A 19238-nucleotide genomic window follows, 5' to 3' on the forward strand; every position below is an offset into this window, starting at 1 on the left:
CAGCCGCAACGTCGCCGACCTGAGCCGGATACGCGCGGCGGCGAGCATGGGGGACGTTCACGGAGGTTGCTGGTATGAGCGCGACGCTGGTCGTCATCGGACACGGAATGGTGGCACACCGCCTTGTCGAGGCCGTCCGGTCCGAGGATGCCGGGGAAACGTGGCGGATAGTGGTACTCGGTGAGGAGGACCGGCCCGCCTACGACCGGGTCGGGTTGACGTCCTATGTGGAAGATTGGGACGCGGGGGCACTCGAACTGCCCGGCGCCGATTACGCGGGTGACCCCTCGGTCGAGCTGCGGCTCGGTGACCCGGTCGTCGAGATCGAGCGGGAGACCCAGCGGGTTCGTACCGCGAGCGGGTACAGCGTGCGCTACGACGCGGTGGTCATCGCGACCGGTTCGAGGCCGTTCGTGCCACCCGTCCCTGGAAAGGATCTTCCCGGCTGTTTCGTCTACCGTACGATCGCCGACCTCGACGCGATCAGGGCCGGGGTGGAGTCGGCCGTGCGTGGGAAGGGCAGGGCGGCCGCCGCTGTCGTCGGCGGCGGGCTGCTCGGCCTCGAAGCCGCGAAGGCGTTGCGGGACATGGGCTTGTCGCCACACGTGGTCGAGTTGGCACCGTGGCTGATGCCGGTTCAGGTCGACGAGGGCGGTGGCGGTGTCCTGCGCGGCCTCGTCACCTCGCTCGGTGTCACGGTGCACACCGCGACGTCCACGGAATCGATCGTGCGCGACCGAGGCAGGCTTCGCGCGAATCTCAGCAATGGCACCGAACTCGACGTCGATCTGGTCGTCTTCTCGGCGGGGATCCGGCCACGCGACGACCTCGCGAGAAATGCCGGGCTCGCGATCGCCGAGCGGGGCGGGATTCTCGTCGACGAGCGATGCCGCACGAGCGATCCCGCCATCTACGCCGTCGGCGAGTGTGCCGCCATCGAAGGCACGGTGTACGGCCTGGTCGTGCCGGGATACTCGATGGCCGAGGTCGTCGCGACAGGTCTGCTCGGCGGCGAGGCGGGTTTTCCCGGCGCGGACACGTCGGCGAAACTCAAGTTGCTCGGGGTCGACGTCGCGAGTTTCGGCGACGCGCACGCGGTAACCGAAGGCGCACTGGAGGTCGTCGTCAACGACGCGGTGCGCGGCACGTACCAGAAGCTCGTCGTCTCCGACGACGCGAGTGTGCTGCTCGGCGGGATCCTCGTCGGGGACGCGAGCGAGTACACCCTGCTGCGCTCCCTTGTCGGCAAGCGGCTGCCCGCCGAACCGGTCGCGCTGCTCGCGCCCGAGGGTTCGCGGGGTGCCGGGGCTGGAATCGACGCGCTGCCACCGGAAGCGCAGATCTGCTCGTGCAACGCGGTGTCGAAGGGCGCGCTCACCGAGGCCATCACGGTGCACGGCTGCGACAGCGTGAGCGCGCTCAAGGAGTGCACGCGCGCGGGTAGCTCGTGCGGCTCGTGTGTGCCGATGCTGGGGGCGCTGCTCGCCGCGTCCGGCGTGGCGCGGTCCACGGCGCTGTGCGAGCATTTCCCTCAGTCGAGGGCCGAGCTGTTCGAGATCGTCATGGCGACCGGTATCACCACGTTCAGCGCGCTCATCGCCGGATACGGCAAGGGAACCGGTTGCGCGGTCTGCAAACCGGCGGTCGCGTCGATACTGGCGACGCTGGGAAACGAGCACGTGCTCGGCGGGGAGCGGGCCGGCTTGCAGGACACCAACGACCGCTTTCTCGCCAATATGCAGCGCAACGGCACGTACTCGGTCGTTCCGCGCATCCCGGGAGGCGAGATCACTCCTGACAAGCTGATCGTCATCGGCGAGGTTGCCAGGGATTTCCGGCTCTACACGAAAATCACCGGAGGACAGCGGATAGACCTGTTCGGCGCCACCGTCGACCAGTTGCCGATGATCTGGAAACGGCTGGTCGAAGCCGGTTTCGAATCGGGCCACGCGTACGGAAAAGCCTTGCGCACGGTCAAGTCCTGTGTCGGAAGCACCTGGTGCCGGTACGGACAGCAGGACAGCGTCGGGCTCGCCGTCGAACTGGAGTTGCGCTACCGGGGGCTCAGGTCCCCTCACAAGCTCAAATCAGGGGTGTCCGGCTGTGCCCGGGAATGCGCGGAGGCTCGTGGCAAGGACTTCGGGATCGTCGCCACCGAGCAGGGCTGGAACCTCTACGTCGGCGGCAACGGCGGTGCCATGCCCCGGCATGCGCGACTGCTCGTTTCCGATGTGGACAGAGAATGGCTGATCCGGATCATCGACAGGTTCCTCATGTTCTACGTGAGGACGGCGGACCGGTTGCAGCGCACCGCGCCGTGGATCGAGGAGCTGGAGGGCGGGATCGACCACCTTCGCGCCGTCGTCGTGGACGACAGCCTCGGTATCTGCGCCGAACTGGAGGACGCGATGGCGCGGCACGTCGAGAGCTATCAGGATGAATGGAAAGGCGTGCTGGAGGACGAGGACAAGCTCGCGAGGTTCACCTCGTTCGTCAACGCCCCGGAAACGCCCGATCCGACCGTCTCCTTCAGAAGTGAGCGTGAGCAGAACGTGCCCGTGCTGCTCGGTGTTCCCAGCGTGGGTGGCCGATGACCACGGTGCGGGAGTGGACCGTCGTGTGCCCCGTCGAGCGCGTTCCCCGAGACTGCGGGGTAGCCGCGTTGCTGCCCGGTGACGTTCAGGTCGCGATATTCCGTACCGGCGACGAATACCACGCACTGTCCAACGTGGATCCGTTCAGCGGGGCGGCAGTACTGTCGAGGGGAATTCTCGGTGACAGCGCTGGCGAACCCTTCGTCGCGTCGCCGGTGTACAAGCAGCGCTTCGGCTTGCGCGACGGAAGGTGTCTCGACGATCCCGCCGTAAGGGTGACCACCTTCGGCGTCGACGTCACGGACGGCATGGTGCGGGTGAGCCCGCCATGACCGAGGTCAGACCGCTGGCCGGGTTCTCGATCGGCGTCACGGCGGCGCGCCGTGCCGACGAGCTTGGCGCCTTGCTGGTGCGCAAGGGCGCGTCGGTGCGCTACGGCCCCGCGATCCGGATCGTGCCACTCGCCGACGACACCGAACTGCGCGCGGCGACGGAGACACTGCTCGATCATTCCGCCAGCGCCGTCGACATCGTCGTCGCGACGACGGGCATCGGCTTCCGCGGCTGGTTCGAGGCAGCGGAAGGCTGGGGACTGGGTGACGAACTACTGGCGACTCTCGGCAGGACCCGGTTGCTCACCAGGGGGCCGAAAGCCAAGGGAGCCGTCCGGGCCGCCGGTCTGTCCGAAGTGTATTCTCCGGAATCGGAAAGCAACGCCGAACTGCTGCGGCATCTGCTCGATTCCGGGGTCGGCGGCATGCGGATCGCGGTCCAGTTGCACGGCGAACCGTTGCCCCACTTCGTGCACACACTGCGGTCGGCGGGGGCCGAGGTCATCGAGGTACCGGTGTATCGCTGGGTCGGCCCCGCCGACCCTGGCCCGCTCGACCGGTTGATCGACGCCGTACTCGACGGCTGCGTCGACGCGCTTCCCTTCACCAGCGCGCCCGCCGTCGCGAGCATGCTGGCGATGGCGAGGCGCACCGGGCGCGACGCCGCGCTCGTCGACGCGCTCGGCTCCCGCGTCGTCGTCGCCTGCGTCGGCCCGATCACCGCCGGTCCACTCGCCGCGCTGGGAATTCCGACTGTCCAGCCACGACGATCCCGGATCGGGGCGCTGGCGAGAACACTCGGCGAAGAACTCGTCGCGAGATCGCCGAGCATGTGCGCGGCCGGGAGGGACGTCCGGCTCCGTGGTCAGGCGGCGCTTGTGGACGGAGAGCTGCGCGAGGTGGCTCCCGCGCCCATGGCCGTACTGCGCGCGCTCGCCGCGCGGCCGGGAAGAGTGGTGTCGCGGAAGGAATTACGCGACGTGCTGCCTTCCGGCGGGGAGGACCACGCCGTCGAGACGGCGATCGGCAGGCTGCGCACGGCGCTCGGTGAGGCAGGCCTGGTGCAGACCGTCGTCAAGCGCGGATACCGGCTCGCCGTCACCGTCGGCGATGGAGAGCGGCGGTGATCGTGCTTGCCGCGCACGGAACGCGGGATCCTGATGGAGCTGTCGCCGTCGACCTGCTCGCCGACGGCGTGCGGGCGAGCGGCATCGACGTCCGCGTCGCATACGCGGACGTGCGGCCACCCGGCATCGCCACCGTGCTCGGCTCGCTGGAAGGGCCTTCCGTCGTCGTGCCCGCGTTCCTCGCGCCCGGATACCACGTGCGCGAGGACATCCCGGCCAGTATCGCGGAGGGAAAGCGACATCCCGTCGCGCTCGCGAAACCGCTTGGGCCCGCTCCCGAACTGCTGACCGCGCTCGACGACCGGCTGCGCTGCGCGGGCCACCGCCGCGAGGACGCGGTCGTCCTCGCGGCGGCGGGATCGCGGGACCCCCTCGCGCTCGCAGCCATCGACGACGTCGAGCTGGCTTTCGGCGCCATGCTGGGAAAGCCGGTCGTTCTGGGATTCGCCGCGCCCGCGCTCAGGGGCCAGCTTTCGGTGGCCGAGGCGGTGGAACGAGCGCGAGCTGGCAAACGAAGGGTCGCGGTTGCCAGCTGGTTGCTCGCACCAGGGGTTTTCCACCGCAGGGTCGCCGAATCGGGCGCCGAGGTGGTCGCCGGTCCACTGTGCACGGCGACCGGAGCCCATCCCTTGGTGACCGCACTCGTGGTGCGCAGGTACGCCGAGGCTCAGGTCCAGCTGACCCGGGACCCGGTGTAGCCGCGAATTTCGGCGACCCGCTCCGCCTCGATGCCGACATCGGCTTTGGCCTTTTTGGACAGCGGGAGAAACGCGATGGCCGACACCTCAAGGGACTTGCCGGCTGCCTTCGCCCGCCACGTCCCCGCCACGGCTCCCTCGGCCAGTATCGCACCTGGGTTGCCGAGGATCTTCCAGATTTCCTTGCGCATCGCCTTGTCCGGTACGAGCGTGTCCCTGTCCCTTCCCTGTAGGAACGGGTCCCACGGGGGGAGAAGCCGAACCGGGGAGGGTTCGGGAGGATTCTCTACATCGGACACCGCGTCGGCAGGAATGAAAGCCCGCTTGCCGTCGACGTCGACCTCGGCCACCTTTTCCTTCGGCCACAACGCTTCGAGTACCTTCGCGCGTGTGGTACCGACGAACCCGGCCGCGTCGGCCGCTGTGGCGGGACCGTGCAGCCGAAGGTAGCGCTCCACGGTCAGTTTGGCCTCGGCGACGTCCATGGTGGCCGGTATTCGAGGACGGCTCCGCAGCGGAAACAGGGTCGCGGGCGAGACGCCTGGTTCGAGCGCGATGCCCGCGAGCGGGGTGGCCAGCCGCATGAGCTGCTCGTGGATGTGGGTGGCCTGGCAGGGCCTGCACCATCGCGAGAGCCCGGCCGGGATCCGCTTGGTCACCGCCTCGCTCGCGGCGCCCTTCGTCATCGGCTTGCCGACGACGGCCCGCAGAGCCTTTGCCGCTGTCGTCAGAACCTCGCCGGCCGGCATTCCCGCCTCGGCGATTTCCTTGCGCTGCCAGCCCATCCTGGCCTCGGCGTCGGTGTCGTCGAAGGGAACCAGCCCCGGGATCAGGCCGAGGAACCCCGCGCTCCGGTGATAGTGCGGCGCCCCGCGATGCGACCAGGCCAGCGTGAACTGATCGTCGTCCACAAGTGACGGTGGGGGGCCGGGAAGTCGTGCCGCCAGCGCGAGTCTCGCGGTGTCCCGCTTCGTAACGTCCTGAACCCCGAGTTCGAACACCGCCAGCCGTTCTGGGTCGGCGATCTCCCTGTGCAGGCCATGCGCCGCGATGCGGTAGGCCAGCACCTGAGAGCGGTCGATCGACAGCACTCACGCCTCCTAGCCGAACACGTAGTCGAACGTGTATTCGATGGTCTCCGTGGCGCCTGCCGCCGTTCCGGTGCCGGTGAGGCCGGACAATTCGCCGGTGCCGGAGCCGGGAACGACCGACCATACGTCCCGGATACCCTCCGCCCCGTACGTTACGTCGTGCCGGATCACGAAGCTGCCCTTGCGCCCTTCGACCGATCCGACGATGTGCTCGAAGCCCGGAGCGGACTGGCCGCCGCCGTACTGGGAATCCGCGTAGTACAGCAGGTAGTCGCAGGTCGAGGTGCCCTCGATGATTCCTTGGTAGGCGAAGGTCACGTGGGCGTGCGCGTAGCGGGGGCCGTCCTCGGCGCCGCTCACGACGTGCTCGTCCCAGCTTTGCATGGTGTAGGTGTTGTCGCTCATGAGCCCACCCTGCCTTCGAAGACTGACATCTTCTGTCAGGTATTCGAGGCAGAATGGAAACATGCGAGCAAGCAGGCTGCTCTCGGTGCTCTTGCTGTTGCAGAACCGGGGCAGGATGACGGCCGAGGAACTCGCCTCGGAGCTGGACGTGTCGGTACGCACCGTCTACCGGGACATCGAGGCGCTGTCCTCGGCGGGGGTCCCCGTGTACGCGGACAGGGGCAGAACGGGTGGCTACCAGCTACTCGGCGGCTTTCGCACCAGACTGACAGGGCTGACCGAACAGGAGGCCAAGGCGCTGGCGCTGGCCGGGCTTCCCGGAGCGGCCGCCGAGCTCGGCCTCGGCACGGTGCTCGCCGCGGCCCAGCTCAAACTCGACGCCGCGCTCCCTACCGAACTGCGTGCCGGGGCGCGTGAACTGGCCGAACGGTTCTACCTCGACGTTCCGGGCTGGCACAGGGGAATCGAACGCCTCGACCAGCTCACCGACGTGGCCGACGCGGTGTGGCGGAGCAGGAGGATCAGGGTCGACTACCGCAGGTGGGACGACAGCGCCGTCGAGCGGGTACTCGAACCGCTCGGCCTCGTCCTCAAGGCGGGCAACTGGTATCTCGCGGCGCGCTGCGAAGGTGACGAGCGCACCTACCGTGTCTCCCGCATCGACGGGCTGAGCGACCTCGGCGAGGAGTTCAGCAGGCCGGAGGGCTTCGATCTCGCCGAGTACTGGCGCGAATGGTCGGCGAGGTTCGAGCGCAGGCTGTACCCGCGTACCGCGACCGTGCGCGTCACTCCGCTCGGCAGGGAACTTGTCCCCGTCTACCTCGGCTCGGTGGGCGCGCGCGCACTGCGGGAGACCGCGACCGAACCGGATTCGGGCGGATGGTCGCGCGTAGAGTTGCCGGTCGAGCCTGGTGCCCCGGCCCTTGGCGAGTTGCTCCACTTCGGTCCCGAACTGGAAGTGCTCGCCCCTGCCGAGTTGCGGGAACAGGTTGCCGAGGCGGTCGCGAGAATGGGTGCGCTGTATGGGTGAGCTTGCCGGGGTGACCATCGGGATCACCGCCGAGCGTCGCGCGGCCGAGTTCATCGAAGCGCTCGAACGCAAGGGCGCGACCGTGCGGCACGCGCCGACGCTGCGCATCGTCCCGTTGCCAGGCGACGAGCGGCTCAAGGCCGCGACCGGCGACGTGCTCTCCGCCGAGGTGGACCTGCTCGCCGTCACCACGGGCGCGGGATTTCGCGGCTGGCTCGACGCCGCGCGGGAATGGGGAAGTGAACCCCGGTTGCTCGAACGGCTCGCCGCCGCCCGCGTTCTCGTCAGGGGCCCCAAGGCGAAAGGCGCCGTGCGCGCGCGAGGCATCACCGAGTACTGGTCGGCGGAAAGCGAAACCAACCGCGAACTGTTCGCCCGGCTGCTCGACGAGGACATCGCGGGAAGGCGAATCGCCGTCCAGTTGCACGGTCAGCCACTGCCCGAGTACACCGGCGCGCTGCGGGAAGCGGGGGCCACCGTCGTGGAGGTGCAGCCCTACCGCTGGGAATGGCCTTCGGACCTGGCGCCCGCGCGGGAACTCGTCGCTGGAGTGCTGGCCGGTGAGGTGCGGGCGCTGGCGTTCACGAGCGCGCCCGCGACGGCGAACCTGCTGACGCTGGCGAGGGAGAGCGGGCGGTTCGGCGAATTCCTCGCCAGGTTGGGGACGTCGGTGTTGTGTGCCTGTGTCGGCCCGGTGACGGCGGGGCCGCTTGCCGAGTTGGGGGTGCCGACGGTGCAGCCCGAGCGGCAGCGTCTCGGGGCGCTGGTCAAGCTGCTGGCCGCCGAATTGGGCGATCCCACCGCCACCCCCTGAGTCCGGCCACGAGTCCCGCGTCCGGGTTGCCGAGATCCGTGTCGCGGACGCCGAGTTCCGCGTTGCCGCCGCCGAGATCCGCGCTCAGGACGCCGAGTTCCGCGCTCGGCCCGGGGGACGGCGCCAAGGTTGGTGTCCGGGATGGCGAGATCCGCGTTCGGTCCGGTGTGAGACCCGTGCCGAGGTTGGCGCGGCCATCCGCGCAAGCGTTTGCGTCAACGTGTGGGTTCAGGATTCGTGTGCACTGGTGTGCGGTTCTCGCGCGCCGGTGCGGGACCGGCCGGATTCGGGGTCGGCGAGCGCGAGACCAGCGAGTGCGAGACCGGCGACCTGAGCTCGGCCCGACCCGGCTACCGGCGTGGGACTCGATGACCAGGGCGTAGAACGTGACGACCGGAGGATGCCTGGCGACCCGAGGTGGCTCCCAGAGGCCCGGGTGCGGATCTCGGCGACCCGGATGCAGGTCTCGGTCACTCGGGTGCGGTTCTCGCTGGCCCGGATGCAGGTCTCGGTCACTCGGGTGCGGATCTCGGCGACCTGAGTGCGGATCTCGGCGTCCTGGGCGGGGGACTCGCGCGGCTGCCTCGGGCTCGCGCCCGGGCCCCGCGCTCCCGGGCGACTCCCGCGACGCGGGGCGTCAGTCCTCGTCTTGGGGGATTTCGCCCGCGTCGGCCTTGCGGATACTTTCCCGCCCGGTCTGCTCTTCGCTCTTGCCCACTCGCCAATACCCGGTGAACGTGATCACCCGCTTGTCGACCCCGCGCTCGCGCACCAGGTGCCTTCGGGTGAGCTTCACCATGTTCGCCTCACCGGACACCCACGCGTACGGCTGGCCGTTCGGCAACTCGGCTTCCCGCACGGCGGCGAGGATCGCGTCGCCGTAGCCGCCGTCGCCCCTGGGGACCCATTGGGTCTCGACGTCGGCCGCTGTCGCGAAGTGCTGCCGGTCGGCGGGGTCGGCGATCTCGACGAAGACGCGGGCCTTCGCGTTCTCGGGTAGCGCTTCGAGGATGGCGCCGATGGCGGGAATCGCGGATTCGTCGCCGACCAGCAGTTGCCATCCGGTGCCTTCCGGTACCGAGTAGAGCCCGTGCGGCCCGAGGAGCGCGACCTCTGCACCCGGTTCGGCCCGCTCGGCCCATGCCGAGGCGGGCCCGCTGTCGGCGTGCAGCACGAAGTCGATGTCGATCTCCGGCACTTCGGGCCGGTGGGCGCGAATCGTGTAGGTACGCATCGGCGGCCGGATGTCGTCCGGCATCGCGAGGTAGGTGCGGTACCAGGAGCCGACGTCGTCGACGATCGGCGGCGGAAGCTGGGGCCGGTGCTCGCCGGGCAGCGGGAAGAAGACCTTGACGTACTGGTCGGGCGCCGCGCTGGCGAAACCGGCGAGATCGTCGCCGGTGAAGGTGATGCGGGTCAGGTGGGGGCTGAGCCTGCGGGCTGCCGTCACCCGGAGTGATCGGTAGGTCAACTGGGGAGGAGCGGCCTGCGTGGTCATTAGGGCAGGCTAACCTATGGACCTTCCCAGCGATACCTCCGCAGATCGATTCGCTGCCCGTCGGCGAGCACACCCTCGGCACGCAGCAATTCGAGTTGCCTGTGCACCAGGTGCGGAGCGGGAATTCCGCTGGCCCTCAGTACCCGGTGCCACGGCAGGTCGTGGCCGTCCTCGGACAGGATCCGGCCGACGAGCCGCGGCGTCGAGGCACCGGCGGCGGCCGCGATGTCCCCGTAGGTCGACACCCGGCCGCTCGGAATCGTCTTGATGATGTCGCGCACGCGTTCGTGCAGTTCCTCGTCCATCTTCCCAACCCGCCGTGCCGGTCCGCGATTCTGCTCGGTAGTCATGATTCCATCTGCTCGTGGGTGTGAGTGGGCTGAACGCGCGACTCGTGCGCACCCGGGCGCGGCCGGTTCCGCCCCGGGAATGGGATACCGCCGCAAGCCGGTTACTCACCGCAGCCCAAGGGTTCGTCCGCGTGCTCGGCGGGCCGGGTACCGGCAAGACCACCCTCCTCGCGGACGCCGCCGCCGAACGCGTGCTGCACGGCGCGGAACCGGACAGCCTGCTCGTGCTGACGGCGTCGCGCAGGTCGGCGAACGCGATGCGAGCCGAGATCACCCGCAGGCTGACCGCGAGCGGCGAGCACGAGGGCCGCACCGTCAGGGAACCGATGGTGCGCACCGTGCATTCCTACGCGTTCGCGGTGTTGCGGTTGCAGGCCGGTCTCAACGAACTGCCCGCTCCCCGGCTGCTGTCCGGTCCCGAACAGGACGTCGTCGTACGCGACCTGCTCGCCGGTGACCTGGAAAGGGGTGCGCCGGACTGGCCGAGAGAGCTGCGTCCTGCGCTGTCGGTTCCCGGTTTCGCCGAGGAACTGCGAGACCTGCTGCTGCGTGCCGCCGAACGCGGGCTCGGCCCTGAAGACCTCGGCAAGCTCGGCAGGCAGCAGCAACGCGAGGAGTGGGTGGCGGCTGGGAAGTTCTGGCGGCAGTACGAGGAGGTCAACCTTCTGCTCGGAACGGGAGGCAACGCGCTGGGCATCCCCGGCTCGCCCGCGCTCGACGCGGCGGAGCTGGTCGCGAGCGCGCTCGTGGAGCTCGAAGGCGATCCCGAGTTGCTGGCGCGCGAACAGGGCAGGGTGCGCCATCTCTTCGTCGACGACGCGCAGCACCTCGACCCGCTCCAGTTCCGGCTGCTGCGGCTGCTCGGCGGCGGCGCCGACGATTTCGTGCTCGCGGGGGACCCCGACCAGGCGGTGTTCTCGTTCAGGGGCGCCGATCCGAGCTTGCTCACCGGTGCCGACAGGGACGGTGACCGCACGATCACCCTCGCTCGCGGTCACCGGCTCGGGCGCGCCGTCCACGAGGCGGTGGCCACGGTCGCCGCGCATCTTCCAGGAGGGAAGGGGCATCGCGGGCCGATTCCCTTGGCGTCGGAGGACGGCGTCGTCCGCACGAAACTGCTGCCGACCCCCGCCTCGGAGGCGAGCTGGATCGCCGACCAGCTGCGCAGGGCACACCTCATCGACGACATTCCGTGGTCGGAGATGGCCGTGCTGGTGCGTTCTCCGGGAAGGTCGTTTCCCGTGTTGCAGCGGGCTCTCGGCGCGGCGGGTGTTCCGATCGCGTCGGCGACCGAGGAGCTGCCGCTGGCCAAACAGCCTGGCGTGCGGCCGTTCCTTGCGTTGCTGAGGCTCGCGAGCGATCCGGAATCACTCGAAGCCGATCTCGCGGAGATGCTGCTCGCCTCGCCGCTCGGCGGCACCGATCCGCTCGCCCTGCGCAGGCTCCGCAGGGGACTGCGCAGGCTGGAACTCGCGGGGGGCGGAAACCGTTCCAGTGACGAACTCCTGGTGGAAGCGTTGCGGGACAACGACATTCTCGCTGGGCTCGCCGACGCCGAGGCAAGGGGAGTGCGCAGGGTCGGCGAGTTGCTTTCCATCGCGCGAAGGGCCGTCACACGTGGTGACAGCGTCGAGGACGTGCTGTGGCAGGTATGGCAGGCGAGCAAGCTCGAACGCAGACTGCTGAAGCAGGTCACGCGTGGTGGTTCGCTCGGTGCGCAGGCGGACAGGGACCTCGACGCGATCGTGGCCCTTTTCGACGCCGCCGCGCGCTACGTCGACCGGTTGCCGAAGGCCAGCGTCGCCGGATTCACCGAATATCTCGGTTCCCAGCACATCGCCGGGGACAGCCTCGCGCCCGTCGCGATGAGGGGGACCGGGGTGTCATTGCTCACCGCGCACGGCGCGACGGGCAGGGAGTGGACGGTCGTCGCCGTCGCGGGCGCGCAGGAGGGCGCCTGGCCCGACCTCAGGCTCAGAGGCACCGTGCTCGGCGTTGAGCGGCTTGTCGACCTGCTTTCCGGAGTGGATTCGGAGAAGGTCTCGGCCGTGGCGCCGCTGCTCGCCGAGGAACGCAGGCTGTTCTACGTCGCGGCGAGCAGGGCGAGGCGGGTGCTGCTGATCAGTGCCGTTCAGGGAGAGGACGAGCAGCCGTCCCGGTTCGTCGACGAGATCGTCAACGCCGCGGGCGACGAACCGGCGGAGGTCATCCGCGGATACACCAAGGAACGTGCGCTCGTACTGTCCGAATTGGTCGGAGAGTTGCGGTCGGTGGTGTGCGACGGCGAGCAGGAGCCGGAACGCAGGAGGCTCGCCGCGAGGCAGCTCGCCAGGCTCGCCAGGGCGGGAGTTCCCGGGACCCATCCCGATCAGTGGTACGGGCTCGGTCCCGCGACGACGGAGGAGCCGTTGCGTTCCACCGAGGACGTCATCAGAGTCTCTCCGTCCACAGTAGACATTCTAGCGAAGTGCCCGTTGCGCTGGTTGCTGGAACGGCACGGGGGCAGCGATCCCGCCCAGCTCGCCGCCGTTACAGGAACGCTGGTGCACGCGCTGGCCGAGGCGGCGGCGAGCGGCGCCGACGGCGAGCGGCTCAAGGCCGAACTCGACGAGGCGTGGGCGAGGGTGGACGCCGGTGCGCCGTGGTTTTCCAGGCGTGAGCGGCGCAGGGTCGAGAAGATGGTGGAGAACTTCATGGCCTGGTTGCGCGGAAGCAGGGCCGAACTCACCCAGCTCGCGATCGAACAGGATATGGAGGTCGAGCTTCCGGCGGCGGCGGGTGAGCTGCGGGTGAAGCTGGGCGGCAGGGTCGACCGGCTCGAACTCGACCAGCAGGGCAGGCCGGTCATCGTCGACGTGAAGACGAGCAAGACACCGATCAGCTCGGCCGACGCGGAGCAACACCCGCAACTGGCCGCATACCAGCTCGCGTTGCTGCTCGGCGCGTTCGCCGAGCACGGCGGAAAGCCGGGAGGAGCGAGGCTGGTCTACGTCGCGAAGTCGAACAACAAATCCGGTGCGGCGCAACGGGAACAACCCGCGCTGGACGAGGAAACCGGGCCACAGTGGCTGGAACTGGTCCGCAAGGCGGCAGCCGCGACGGCGGGACCGGAGTACGCGGCGCAGGAAAACGCCGACTGCGACCGGTGTCCGGGGAAAGCGTCCTGCCCGGTCAGGCCGGAGGGGCGGCAGGTGACCGGACCATGAACCTGGTGACCCCGTTCGAGATCGCGCAGGCACTCGGGCTTCACTCGCCCACCGAAGAGCAGGCCGCGGTGATCGCGGCACCACCCGAGCCCGCGCTCGTCGTCGCGGGCGCGGGAGCCGGCAAAACCGAGACGATGGCGGCGAGGGTCGTGTGGCTGGTCGCCAACGGCCTTGTGGTGCCGGAACGCGTGCTCGGGCTGACCTTCACCCGCAAGGCCGCCCGCCAGCTCGCCGACCGGGTGAGGGCGCGGCTGCGCAGGCTCGCCGGTTCCGGGCTGCTCGACCGGATCGACCCGGGAGGCTCGCGGAGGATGGCGGTGCTGACCGGCGAGCCGACCGTGCTGACCTACCACGCCTACGCGGGAAGGCTGCTGGCCGAACACGGCCTGCGTCTTCCCGTCCCGCCGGGAGCGAGAATGCTGTCGGAGACGGCTTCCTGGCAGATCGCCCACCGGGTCGTGTCCACATGGGACAACGATCTCGACACCGACAGGGTGCCCGCCTCGGTGACCGCGCAGGTGCTCTCGCTCGCCGGGGAGCTGGGCGAACACCTCGTCGATCCGCGCCGTCTTCGCTCCTACACCGAATGGCTCACGCGCGTCGTGGAGTCGGCGCCGAGGGCGAAGGGCCAGCGGGCGAACTTGCCGGTGGCGCTGGCCGACATCGTCGCGGCCCAGCGGTTCCGGCTCGACCTGCTGCCGCTTGTCGAGGCATACCAGCAGCGCAAGCGGGCCGAGGGTGCACTCGACTTCGCCGACCAGATGTCGCTGGCCGCGACGCTCGCCGACACCCATCCAGAGGTCGTCGAGGGCGAACGCGACCGTTACGGAGCCGTGCTGCTCGACGAATACCAGGACACCGGTCATGCCCAGCGAGTGCTGCTGCGCTCGTTGTTCGGGGGACAACGGCCGATGCCGGTCACCGCCGTCGGCGACCCCCTGCAGGCGATCTACGGCTGGCGAGGTGCGAGCGCGGCGAACCTGCCCCGGTTCACCACCGACTTTCCCCGCCTTGAGGGACTTTCGCTCGGCCCGGCGAGCGAATACGGCATGGTGACGAGTTTCCGCAACCCGCCGGAGGTGCTGACGCTCGCGAACGCGGTCGCCGAACCGTTGCGGGAACAGGGACTCGGCGTCCGGCGGTTGCGGGCCCGCGAGGGCACCGGGCCAGCCGATGTGCGGTGCGCGCTGCTCACCGACGTGCGGGCCGAGCGGGAATGGCTTGCCGAAACCATGGCGGAGGCGTGGTTTTCCGAGAAGGAGGCCAAGGGTGCTCCGCCGACCGCGGCCGTGCTGGTGCGCCGCCGCGCCGATATGGCGCCGGTCGCCGCGGCCCTGCGCGAACGCGGACTGCCCGTCGAGGTGGTCGGGCTCGGCGGGTTGCTCGACGAGCCGGAGGTCGCCGATCTCGTCGCGACCCTCAGGGTGCTGGCGGAGCCGTTGTCCGGCACGGCCGCGGCCAGGTTGCTGACCGGAGCCCGCTGGCGGTTCGCCGCCGCCGATCTCGGCGCGCTGTGGCGAAGGGCGGGCGAACTGGCCACCGACGGCGACGTGCTCGTCGCGGAGAAGGCGGAACAGACCGGGCTCGTCGACGCCATCGACGACCCCGGTGACGGCGAACGCTACTCGCCGGAGGGCTACGCGAGGATCCGCAGGCTCGGCGGCGAGCTCGCTGCGCTGCGCCGCAGGCTCGACCAGCCGCTGCCCGAACTGGTCGCCGACGTCGAGCGCACGATGCTGCTCGACGTCGAGGCGCTGGCGAGGCCGGGTGGCGCGGGAAGGGCCCATCTCGACGCCTTCGCCGACGTGGTCACGGAATACGCCGAGAATTCACCCACCGGAACCCTGCTGTCCTTTCTGGACTATCTCGCGACCGCCGAGCACGCCGAGGACGGGCTCCCTCCCGGCGAGGTCGAGGTCGTCGCCGACAGAGTGCAGGTGCTCACCGCGCACTCGGCGAAGGGGCTCGAATGGCACCTCGTCGCCGTCCCGCACCTCGTGCGCGACACCTTTCCCGGCAAGCGAAGGTCGTCCTCGTGGCTGCGGACCGTTCCCGAACTGCCTGCCACGCTGCGCGGGGACGCGCCGGACCTTCCCGATCTGGTCCTGCACGAGAGTGACGACCGCAAACAGGTACTCGAAGCCTGCACCGAACACGAGGAACGGTTCGCGCAGCGGCACGCCGAAGAGGAACGCAGGCTCTGCTACGTCGCGCTCACCAGAGCCGAGCACGCGCTGTTGTGCTCGGGGCACTGGTGGAACGAGACCAGCGCGAAACCGAAGGGGCCATCGGAGTTCCTGACCGAGATCGCCGATACCGTCGCCGCCGACGACCAAATCGGATCCATTGTGGAATGGGCGGAGGAGCCCGCCGTCGACGATGTCAATCCGCTCACCTCCGCTTCGCGGTCGCTCGTGTGGCCGGTGGATCCGCTCGGCGCGCGCCGCGACGACGTCAGGCAGGGCGCCGATCTGGTACTGGACGCGCTTGCCGAGCTTGACCTTCCGCTCGACGAGGACGATCCGGACGGTTGGATCGCCGACACCGACGTTCTGCTCGCCGAGCGGGAGAAAGCACATGGCCGGGCCGACGAAGTACCGCTTCCAGGCGCGCTTTCGGTGAGCCAGCTCGTCGAGCTCGCCGGAAAACCGGAAGCGCTCGCCCGCAAGCTTCGCCGCCCGCTTCCGTTCCCTCCCAACGCCTACGCAAGAAGGGGGACCGCGTTCCACGGCTGGCTGGAACGCCGGTTCGACGGCGACCGGCTGCTGGAGATCGACGATCTTCCCGGCGCTGCCGACGTCGGCGCGGCCCCCGACAGCGAACTCGACGCGCTGCGCGACGCGTTCGAGCGCAGCACGTGGGCACACCGGACCCCGCACGACGTCGAGGTGCCGTTCTCGACCGACATCGGCGGGGTCACCGTGCGAGGCAGGATGGACGCGGTGTTCGCCGATCCGGACGGCGGCTGGACCGTCGTCGACTGGAAGACGGGAGCCGTTCCGGAGGGGAGCGCTCTTCCGGCGTTGTCCGTTCAGCTCGCCGCCTACCGCCTTGCCTGGGCAGGGCTTTCCGGAACCCCGCTTGAGAAGGTCAGGGCCGCGTTCCACTACGTGCGCCACGACCGCACCCTGCGCCCGGTCGACCTGCTCGACGGGGCCGGTCTGCGTGAGCTCCTGCGTTCCGTGCCGGACAGCGGCTAGGCTCCGCCATCGTGCTCAAGCGCCTGAGGCGGATTCCCCTCATCGATCAGCCGGGCCACACCCTCGTCGGTGTCGTCAGGATGCCGGAAACCAAGATCAGCCCGCTTGCCTCGATCATCAGGCGGATCATCGGAGCGCTCGCCTTCCTGTTCGCCGCCGTGTTCATCGTCTACATCGGCAGGGACGGCTACCGCGACAACAACGGGGACGGGCTGTCCTTCCTGGACTGCGTGTACTACGCGACCGTGTCACTGTCCACCACGGGCTACGGCGACATCGCGCCGGTGACGCCGATGGCAAGGCTGGTCAACATCGTCGTGATCACGCCGCTGCGGGTGATGTTCCTCATCGTGCTGGTCGGCACCACACTGGAGGTGCTCACCGAGCGTTCCCGCCAGGCGCTGCGGATCCAAAAATGGAGGCACAGGGTGCGTGACCATGTCGTGGTCGTCGGATTCGGCACGAAAGGCCGTTCCGCGGTCAACTCGCTGCTCGCCGAGGAGGGCACCGAGCCCAATCAGGTCGTCGTCGTGGACACCGACCAGCAGGCACTCGACGCGGCGAGCGCGCTCGGCCTCATCACCGTGCATGGCTCCGCCACCAAATCCGACGTGCTGAGAGTGGCGGGCGCGCAGCGGGCGAGGGCGATCGTCATCGCCCCGAACAGGGACGACACGGCCGTGCTCGTGACGCTCACCGCGCGCGAACTCGCGCCGAAAGCGAGCATCCTCGCCTCGGTGAGGGAAGCCGAGAACGTGCACCTGCTGAAACAGTCGGGCGCCGACCAGGTGGTGGTTTCCAGCGAGACGGCGGGCAGGTTGCTCGGCATCGCCACGAGAACCCCGCTCGTCGTCGACATGGTCGAGGACCTGCTGACCCCGGAGACCGGGCTCGCGATCGCGGAACGGCCGGTCGAGCAGTCGGAGGAGGGCGGCTCGCCCCGGCATCTGCCCGACATCGTGCTCGGCATCGTGAGGGACGGCAGGCTGTACCGGGTGGACGCGCCGGAAGCCGACGCCATCGAGCCAGGTGACCGGTTACTCTATGTTCGCAAGGTCACCCCTGCCGAAGGCCGGAAAAGCTGAGGTCAGCGATAGGACGGTGGCCGGGGATCCCTCGACACTTCCGGTTTTCTGTGCACAGCGCGATTGATCTGGAAACATTGGCCCGGTGCGGCAACGAGCGGATCACCATGGGCGGCCTCAGCCACCCCTCACCTGGAAGGTGCTCGGCGTTGCCGCGGCCACTGGCCTGTTGATCGTGTTCGCGAGCTGGTGGGCTGGGCCGGGTTTGTTCGGCAGCGCTCAAGCCGAGGCGACCGAGACGGTCGAGGCCACCGTGACACTGCCAGCCGATTGCTCACGCGCCGACGCCGAGGAAACCGTCCGGTTCGAACTCGGCGGCGAGACGAGAAGCGGCACGCTCAGCGGCTGCGGGCACGACCAGGACGAGCAGGTCGAGATCGCCGTCCCTGCCGAATCGGCGCCGGGGCTGGTCGACGTTCAGCTCGCCGCGACCGCGCCGGGAAGCCACGATCTGCGCAGGCCGGTCGGTCTCGCGCTGCTGGTGCTCAGCTGTGCGGCGGGCGGCGTCTACGCGTTCCTCGTCGCCCGTGGCCCCCGGCGGCCCTTCGCCGTGCTGTAGAAACCGTGCTGTAGCCGCCGGGTAACAACGTCAGGACACGTCGCCGCTACCGGCCGCGAAGGTGTTGCAGTCGACGATCCGGTTGTCGTAGGCACCGGCGCGCCACCATGCCGCGTAGTTCTGGTTGCTGCCGTGGTCACTGGTCCCCGAGGTGTCGTCGCCCCGCGTCTCCTGATCGAACCACGCCTTGTCGTACATGTCCCTCGTGATGGTGCCGCCCCTGTCGACGTGCGCGCCGAGGAACATTCCCGAGAAGCACTGAGCCTGCAATTCCTTGCGGCGCGACATCTCCTGGCCCTCCGGGGTGTTCTCGCCCGCCGCGTAGATCGCCTCCCATGCGGCGTCCATGATGCCGGCCACCTCCTGGACGTGGTGGCCGTACTCGTGGGCGAACAGCGCGAGATAGACGCCCGGGTTGTCGCCGTAGAGATCGGTCTGCAACCCCGCGAAGGGCACGTACAGGTTGTTCTCGCAGTAGTAGGCGGCCGTGGCGATGCCGACCTCGATCGTCCCGCACGCGGTGTCGAAGCTGGAGCCGGAGGGAAAGTGCAGTGTCGGCGATTCGAACGGGAGATCGTAGGCATCGAGGAAAGGACCCCACGCCGCGTCGAGGCACTCTCCCGCCGCGGTGAAGAACGCCTCGGCCGCGGCGGGATTGCTCTCCCACGCGGGCAGGTTGCACGCGAGGTTTTTCAATCCCGCGTCGGGATCCTGGAGGATCGGATGGTCGGCGAGCTTGAGAATTTTTCGCGGCCCCTGCTCGGCCGTGGCGCTGCTCTCCGGAGTGGAGGTCGCACTGCTCGTCGTGGTCGATTCGGTGGTGCCGCTCGACGCGGTCGTCGGCGCCGGTTCGGTGGTGCTGGTCGCCGCGTTGTTGGTGAACCCGCCGTCGGCCGATTCGTCTCCGCCCCCGGTGAGCGTGAACACCACGACGAGGCCGAGTACGAGCAGCACGACGCCGCCGAGCGAGGCCGCGATGATCGGGCCTTTCGGCTTGCGGGGTGGTGGCCCCGCCGGATAGCCGAACTGGGGTGGCTGCTGGTGCCAGCCCTGGTTCGGTGGTCCCTGCTGTCCGTAAGGTCCTTGCCCGCCGTAGGGGCCTTGTGGTCCTTGCGGCCCTTGCTGTCCGTAAGGGCCGGGCGGCCCGTGCGGCGGTTGCGTCATGTGCCGTCCCACGATCGATCGAGTTCCGGGTCAGCATAACGATGGCGTCTCGCGTGCTGGGGCCGCTTGCACAATCCTGAAGGCG

General features: G+C 69.3%; 15 protein-coding genes. 10 read left to right on the top strand and 5 right to left on the bottom strand.

Going from position 1 to position 19238, the window contains the following annotated elements; translation table 11 throughout:
• Positions 1-74: 74 nt before the first annotated feature.
• The 4 genes from nirB to BAY61_RS04380 are packed head-to-tail and all read left to right on the top strand — an operon-like array spanning position 75 to position 4751.
• Positions 75-2594 carry a nitrite reductase large subunit NirB gene (gene nirB / locus BAY61_RS04365; RefSeq protein ID WP_091810345.1) on the top strand — a complete coding sequence of 840 codons (2520 nt, stop codon included), beginning with the start codon at positions 75-77 and terminating at the stop codon, positions 2592-2594.
• On the top strand, positions 2591-2926 hold the full coding sequence (gene nirD / locus BAY61_RS04370) for a nitrite reductase small subunit NirD (RefSeq protein WP_091810343.1): 336 nt from the start codon (positions 2591-2593) through the stop codon (positions 2924-2926). Before nirB ends, nirD begins: the two co-directional genes overlap by 4 nt.
• The gene (locus tag BAY61_RS04375) at positions 2923-4053 is read left to right on the top strand and encodes a uroporphyrinogen-III synthase (protein ID WP_091810342.1); all 1131 of its coding nucleotides are present in this window, start codon (positions 2923-2925) and stop codon (positions 4051-4053) included. The genes nirD and BAY61_RS04375 overlap by 4 nt, the downstream gene beginning before the upstream one ends.
• On the top strand, positions 4050-4751 hold the full coding sequence (locus tag BAY61_RS04380) for a sirohydrochlorin chelatase (protein WP_091810340.1): 702 nt from the start codon (positions 4050-4052) through the stop codon (positions 4749-4751). The genes BAY61_RS04375 and BAY61_RS04380 overlap by 4 nt, the downstream gene beginning before the upstream one ends.
• On the opposite strand, the gene BAY61_RS04385 is transcribed toward BAY61_RS04380, so the two are convergent.
• Together BAY61_RS04385 and BAY61_RS04390 are read right to left on the bottom strand one after the other, a co-directional pair.
• A complete protein-coding gene (locus BAY61_RS04385) occupies positions 4721-5842 on the bottom strand; it encodes a winged helix DNA-binding domain-containing protein (protein WP_091810338.1) in 1122 nt (373 codons plus the stop codon). The genes BAY61_RS04380 and BAY61_RS04385 overlap by 31 nt on opposite strands.
• Before the next feature lie 9 nt (positions 5843-5851).
• A complete protein-coding gene (locus tag BAY61_RS04390; protein ID WP_091810558.1) occupies positions 5852-6247 on the bottom strand; it encodes a DUF3224 domain-containing protein in 396 nt (131 codons plus the stop codon).
• Between the two features lie 61 nt (positions 6248-6308).
• Here BAY61_RS04390 and BAY61_RS04395 point away from each other — a divergent pair, with 61 nt between their 5' ends.
• Positions 6309-7277: a helix-turn-helix transcriptional regulator gene (locus tag BAY61_RS04395; RefSeq protein WP_091810336.1), complete on the top strand. Its 969-nt coding sequence runs from the start codon at positions 6309-6311 to the stop codon at positions 7275-7277.
• On the top strand, positions 7270-8091 hold the full coding sequence (locus BAY61_RS04400; RefSeq protein WP_091810334.1) for a uroporphyrinogen-III synthase: 822 nt from the start codon (positions 7270-7272) through the stop codon (positions 8089-8091). Before BAY61_RS04395 ends, BAY61_RS04400 begins: the two co-directional genes overlap by 8 nt.
• Positions 8092-8728: 637 nt before the next feature.
• Here BAY61_RS04400 and BAY61_RS04410 read toward each other — a convergent pair.
• Positions 8729-9589 carry a siderophore-interacting protein gene (locus BAY61_RS04410; protein ID WP_091810332.1) on the bottom strand — a complete coding sequence of 287 codons (861 nt, stop codon included), beginning with the start codon at positions 9587-9589 and terminating at the stop codon, positions 8729-8731.
• Between the two features lie 14 nt (positions 9590-9603).
• Positions 9604-9894: an MGMT family protein gene (locus tag BAY61_RS04415; protein WP_091810330.1), complete on the bottom strand. Its 291-nt coding sequence runs from the start codon at positions 9892-9894 to the stop codon at positions 9604-9606.
• Between the two features lie 65 nt (positions 9895-9959).
• On the opposite strand from BAY61_RS04415, the gene BAY61_RS04420 reads away from it, so the two are divergent.
• From BAY61_RS04420 to BAY61_RS04435, 4 genes are all read left to right on the top strand, one after another.
• The gene (locus BAY61_RS04420; RefSeq protein ID WP_420848872.1) at positions 9960-13145 is read left to right on the top strand and encodes an ATP-dependent helicase; all 3186 of its coding nucleotides are present in this window, start codon (positions 9960-9962) and stop codon (positions 13143-13145) included.
• On the top strand, positions 13142-16345 hold the full coding sequence (locus BAY61_RS04425) for an ATP-dependent helicase (protein ID WP_091810556.1): 3204 nt from the start codon (positions 13142-13144) through the stop codon (positions 16343-16345). The genes BAY61_RS04420 and BAY61_RS04425 overlap by 4 nt, the downstream gene beginning before the upstream one ends.
• 80 nt (positions 16346-16425) lie before the next feature.
• Positions 16426-17430 (top strand): potassium channel family protein, encoded by a 1005-nt coding sequence (locus BAY61_RS04430; RefSeq protein ID WP_245866155.1) that lies wholly within the window; start codon positions 16426-16428, stop codon positions 17428-17430.
• Between the two features lie 85 nt (positions 17431-17515).
• Positions 17516-17989 (top strand): hypothetical protein, encoded by a 474-nt coding sequence (locus BAY61_RS04435; RefSeq protein ID WP_420848871.1) that lies wholly within the window; start codon positions 17516-17518, stop codon positions 17987-17989.
• A gap of 30 nt (positions 17990-18019) precedes the next feature.
• Here BAY61_RS04435 and BAY61_RS04440 read toward each other — a convergent pair whose 3' ends face one another.
• Positions 18020-19153: a neutral zinc metallopeptidase gene (locus tag BAY61_RS04440; RefSeq protein ID WP_091810324.1), complete on the bottom strand. Its 1134-nt coding sequence runs from the start codon at positions 19151-19153 to the stop codon at positions 18020-18022.
• Positions 19154-19238 lie beyond the last annotated feature (85 nt).

Source organism: Prauserella marina (assembly GCF_002240355.1).
GTDB classification, from domain to species: domain Bacteria; phylum Actinomycetota; class Actinomycetes; order Mycobacteriales; family Pseudonocardiaceae; genus Prauserella_A; species Prauserella_A marina.